This window comes from Thauera butanivorans NBRC 103042 (assembly GCF_001591165.1).
GTDB lineage: Bacteria > Pseudomonadota > Gammaproteobacteria > Burkholderiales > Rhodocyclaceae > Thauera > Thauera butanivorans.
Genome location: NZ_BCUG01000138.1, coordinates 1 through 979 on the forward strand (window position 1 = coordinate 1; position 979 = coordinate 979).

Sequence of the window (979 nt, forward strand, 5' to 3'; positions counted from 1 at the left end):
ACCCTGGTCCTGACGCTCAACGAAGGCCAGCCGACCGCGGTGACCCAGTATGTGCGGGTGATCGGCGTCACCTCCGAGGTGCGCACCTTCACGTATTCCTCGGGCAGCGGCTACGTCGACTACCCGGCCGCGGTGGTCATCTGCGAGCTGTCCGACGCGCTGCGCACCGACTTCCCCGGCTCGCCACCCTCGCGCACCTTCGCACGCGCCGCGAACCGCACGCTCATCCGCGATACCCGCGTCGCCGACGCCGCACAGTACTACGGCGCCGCCCGCCTGGCCCAGCCGGCCGCGCTGGGCGATCGTGCGCTGCGGGTCGACAGCATCTATACCCAGCTCGTGCCCAGCTCGCAGTCCGAGCACCCCGTTGTCGATCAGAGCTACGCCATGGGCTTCAGCCACACCCTGGCCACTGCCCCGCGCGAAGTGGTCGTCGCCGGCTCGCCGATGGGGTTGCGCATCAAGATCGGGCAGGAGAACCGCGCCTACAACTACACCGCCATCCTCAAGCCGCTGCCCGCGCCCGGCAGCGTGCGCATCGTCTACCGCGCACTGGGCAACACCTACACGCTGGAAGACAACGGCACCGGCGTGCTCGAAGGCGCGGGCAGCGGCACGGTCAATTACCTCACCGGAAGCCTGCTCGCCACGCTCGATGCGCTGCCTGATGCCGGCAGTGCGCTGGTCATCTACTGGGGGCCGAACCGCGCCTTCACCAACCGCAGCGGCCAGGCCGGCTTTGCGCCGCCCACGCTGCGCCTGACGCTGGAGCACCCGCACATCGAGCCGGGCAGCCTGTCGGTGTCCTGGACATCGGGCGGTGTGGTGCGCACGGCCACGGACGACGGCTATGGCCAGTTGAGCGGCGCCGGTACCGGCGTGGTGGTCTATGGCACGGGCGAAGTGTTCCTCGCGCCGTCCTCGATGCCGGACGGCGGCAGCGAATACGCCATCAGCTACGACCACGCCCCGGTGGTCG

Annotated in this window: 1 pseudogene; it reads left to right on the forward strand. The window is 69.9% G+C overall.

Features of this window, described 5'->3' with window-relative positions:
• Positions 1–979 (forward strand): annotated as a pseudogene (locus TBU01S_RS22700) (hypothetical protein); the annotation flags it as partial.